Origin of the sequence: Methanomethylovorans sp., assembly GCF_050177135.1 — an archaeon.
Classification (GTDB): Archaea; Halobacteriota; Methanosarcinia; order Methanosarcinales; family Methanosarcinaceae; genus Methanomethylovorans.
Genome location: NZ_JBFXHJ010000177.1, coordinates 1 through 4,052, shown reverse-complemented (window position 1 = coordinate 4,052; position 4,052 = coordinate 1). Strand labels below are relative to the sequence as shown.

3 protein-coding genes are annotated in these 4,052 nt (G+C 38.7%); 1 reads left to right on the top strand and 2 read right to left on the bottom strand.

The annotated features are described in order from the left end of the window. The coding region (locus AB7U21_RS10900) for a hypothetical protein (RefSeq protein WP_428388992.1) at nucleotides 1-283 on the top strand (283 nt) is incomplete at its 5' end. Between the two features lie 10 nt (nucleotides 284-293). Here the strand turns inward: AB7U21_RS10900 and nudC are convergent. Together nudC and AB7U21_RS10890 are read right to left on the bottom strand one after the other, a co-directional pair. Further along, nucleotides 294-1,145: an NAD(+) diphosphatase gene (gene nudC, locus AB7U21_RS10895; RefSeq protein ID WP_333786869.1), complete on the bottom strand. Its 852-nt coding sequence runs from the start codon at nucleotides 1,143-1,145 to the stop codon at nucleotides 294-296. 98 nt (nucleotides 1,146-1,243) lie between these two features. Further along, the gene (locus tag AB7U21_RS10890; RefSeq protein ID WP_428388988.1) at nucleotides 1,244-3,874 is read right to left on the bottom strand and encodes an S-layer protein domain-containing protein; all 2,631 of its coding nucleotides are present in this window, start codon (nucleotides 3,872-3,874) and stop codon (nucleotides 1,244-1,246) included. Nucleotides 3,875-4,052: the final 178 nt, after the last annotated feature.

Genomic DNA, 4,052 nt, shown 5'->3' with positions numbered 1-4,052 from the left:
AAGCCTGGAAAGCTTGTGGGGCTTCAGCCCCTCGGGAGTTCGAATCTCCCCCTCGGCGCTTAAATTTCTATTTTTGTTGCCATTGGTTATTATCTATATGAAAGTGTTTCCTTCAATTTTTAACAATAAAAAGCTTTATATCATATCACTTACCTTCCTTCTTCCGGTAGCTTCAATGGGCCTTGAAACACATGTAGAATTGAAAACTTTTTTATTGCTCACTGTTGCTTACCTGATGGTATGCATCCTCATTGAGGGGATCATGGATCTAATCTATGTTTGATTCAAATTGATCAACTTCTTTTTTCCTTCATCTTCACAAACCAATCGATCAGATGTCCCGATATACTGGCCTTTCCCGGGAAGTTGGGTAGTTCATCTCTACTGAACCAAGCAGCATCAACTATCTCTTTTCCATCAACACATATTTCTCCTTCCGCATAGTCTGCAATAAAGCCTATCATCAGGGAGTTAGGAAAAGGCCAGGGTTGACTTGCGAAGTATCGTATGTTCTTGATCTTAAGTCCTACTTCTTCCATGACCTCTCTTTTTACGGCATGCTCCAGCGTTTCTCCCGGTTCCACAAAACCGGCGATGACACTATAAATGTTAGACGAAAAATGTGATGAACGAGCCAAAAGAACCTTCTCTTCTTTCATCACCAGCACTATTACTGCAGGTGATAAACGTGGATATATGAGAAGATCACATTTTGGGCACTTTTTACCTCTATCCTCAAGGGTTTCTGTAAGAATACCACAACGTCCGCAAAATTTGCTTGTGAGTTCAAAATCAACGAGTTGTACTGCTCTTCCGGCAAGGGCTAGCATTCTGTCATCTATTTGTCCCATAAGGTCCTTCAGGAACACTAGCTGCATTCCGTAAGGTACTTCTTCGTGTGACTCAAGTCCTATGGCATAACATAGTTTCTCGCCAAGTGAGCCTACATATTGCACAGTCATCTTTGTCTTTACATCTTTAATGTGATCATGAAGGATTGTTTGGGGATCAGGTAAGTTCAAAAGGTCTATGGCTACTTTTCCATTATATACATATATGTAACAGGAAGGCCTGTTCTCAAAATAGGCGGGTAAAGGATAAGTAAAGTCAAGATCATCGTTAGAAAAAGGCATTCTTTGGCACATACACTGATAATAGCCATTTTGTCAATTTAATCTATTGGTTATGGATGTAAAAGAATAAAAAATAAAAATGAAAGTCGGTAAATGTGATCGGGAATTTGTCAAAGGCCTTTTTTCTTGGTTCTCTTTTCTCTTTTTTCTCCCTTTTTGACCATTGAATATCCTACTCCGAACACTATCAAAGAAATGGCGAGTCCAATTCCTATGTAAGATAGTACACTCTTCTTTTGTACTTCGAACTCAAGCTTTTCAGTTCCCACATGAGCTTCATAAATGCCCTCTTCCGGGGACATATAAGTGAAGTTCAAAGAGGCACTTTCTCCTATTTCCAGGGCAACTGTTCGGGTATCAACAACCGATCCATTGATCTTCAGTTCTACTTTTTCTTCACCGGGAGCGGTACCTGTGTTAGTTATCTCTGCTGAAAGGCTCACATTTTCTTTTTCTGTAGGATCAATGGGCATGATATGTAGTCCGGAATATATGAACCTAGGTTCACGGACGATGACATCTAGATTGTATTCTGCAGGGAGAAAACCATCAGGAACTGTTTTTATCTTGTGGATCCCAGGGTCTTTTACTATATATTCCAATTTTCCATCGCCGGAAGTCTTACCTATGGCCTTTCCGTCATATAATAACTGGACTTCAGAAACGGATTCTCCGTTAAGGGATTTAACCGTGGAAAATATAACCTTGTCTCCTTCATACACTCTGTCAGCAGATATCTCGATGCTGATCTTTCTAGTTTCATCATCTCTTGCAATAACTTCTATTTCTTTTGATGCAGATACAAATCCATCCTTGCTGGCAACGAGCTCAAACTTTCCGGCGCTAGATGCTGCGTATTTGATCATCCCTTTCTCTGAAGTAGTGCCAATATCCTCTTCGTTTATACTAACAACAGCATTTTCTACACCTCCTCCTCGTGAGGATACTTCTATACTGACAGTTTCTCCTTCTATGATTGTTTTAGGAGCATCGACTTCCAATGATTCAAGGGGTGTTGCATTCTTTCTGATGAATGGATAATACCTAAGATCACTGGAATCGGATACCTGGAAGTGTATATTGCCCATTACATCTATCATCCTGTCTCTTGAAAGGGATATCTCTTCCATATTTTCCATAGTTATCCCGTCAGCAGATAGATCAGTTATTTCCATCAGTCCATATTCCTTACCTTCTCTCAATGTTATGTACTCTTGGGATATCTGAAAAATACCTTCTATAAAGACAGCATTGGTCTCGGTTCCTTTGAAAATGTCTTTTAGATGTACGATTATCAAAGGCACATCTTCAACAGAACCAATATCTGAAATAAAGATATAATCATCATCTGAAGATACTGTGTCGGTGTCAATCAGGGTGCCATTCCTGTACAGTGAAAAGAATGCGTTACTTCCGTCTATATCCACTTCTTTTATTTCGACTTTATACCCTTCTTCCAGCAGCAAAGAAGATCCTGAAAATACAGTTTTTTTCTCGTTGCTATCGATCAGGACTTTGGCAAGTTCACCTTCTGAAACAAGACTTATCTTATCTGAGAACTTATTTTCAGGATAACCTGCAAAGTATTTGTCAGCAAGGAACCCCATGACTTCGAATTTTCCCCATTCATCATGTTCAAATCTTACTTCCTGAGGCAGGCTTTTGTATTCCAGTTTACCTTTTTCTATGTTTCTGGCATCAATTTCTTTAACGGCTAATACCTCTGTGCCAGTTCCTTCATCTATATTATAATAAAACCCTTCAAAGTTCATGGGTGTCCACTTGAATTCTTCTTCTGCGACAGTACCCCTTAACATAGAACCTCCGGGCTCGGACTTTTCTATCGTGGGTGCAAATCTCAGTATACTGTCATCGGCTACTGTGAACCTGAGCTTCCCCATAAGGTCGATATTCTCTCCTTTTGTAAGTAATATCTCTTCATGATTCTTCATTGTTATCTTTTCAGAAGATATGGACGTAACTTCCATTTTTCCATAGACATCGCTTGAATTTACATTGATAAGCTCGTCAGATATCTGGAATACCCCATCTATAAATACTGCATTGGTTTCGGTTCCTTTGAAAATATTATCCAGGTGTACGGCAACGATCACCACTTCGTCATTTAAGCCCAAGTCTTTTTTGTATGTATAATCATTATTTGATAAGATAAGATCTGTATCTATCTGTTTTCCATCCTTCTTCAAATTCACTAGTACCTTTTTCCCATCTGCGTCCACTTCCTTTATTTCAAGCTCGTAACCTTCTTTCAATACAAGTGAAGAGCCAGAATATAGTGATTTTCTTTCATTACTGTCAATGAGTATTTTCGACAGTTTTTCATATGACATGAGACTTAGGTTGTTGCTGAAACTGGCATCTGGATATCCAGCAAAATATCTGTCTGCCATAAAACCTATTACATGGTATTTACCCCAGCCTGCATATTTAAAATCACTCTCTGTAGGTGTTGTTTCATAGACAAGGTCTCTGATGCCTATTACTCTTTTTAAGTTCTTATCAAGACGTATTGTAAGTTTTTCAGATCCTGCGTCTGTATTTATATCATAGTAAAATCCTGAGAATGTTTGAGGTGACCATGAATATTCAAGGCTCAAATTTAAATCTCCATCCCATATCCTATTCCCTGTGGAGTTTGAAGAAGCAGCATCTGCTATGCCACATAATACTATAAGACAGAATAAAGCTCCGCCTATGATCAGTTTAAGGAATTTATACAACTGTAACCATCTCCTAAAGCACCACTCTAAGTAAAGAAAACTGGTCGTTTTTTCGGGCTTTACTTGGAATGGTCATTCATCCAGCTAAATATTATACTATTAAATTATATATTAATAACGGTTTACACTAGGTCTATTGGCCATTTTTCGCCGGGAATTAATCATTACCCCAAACAGC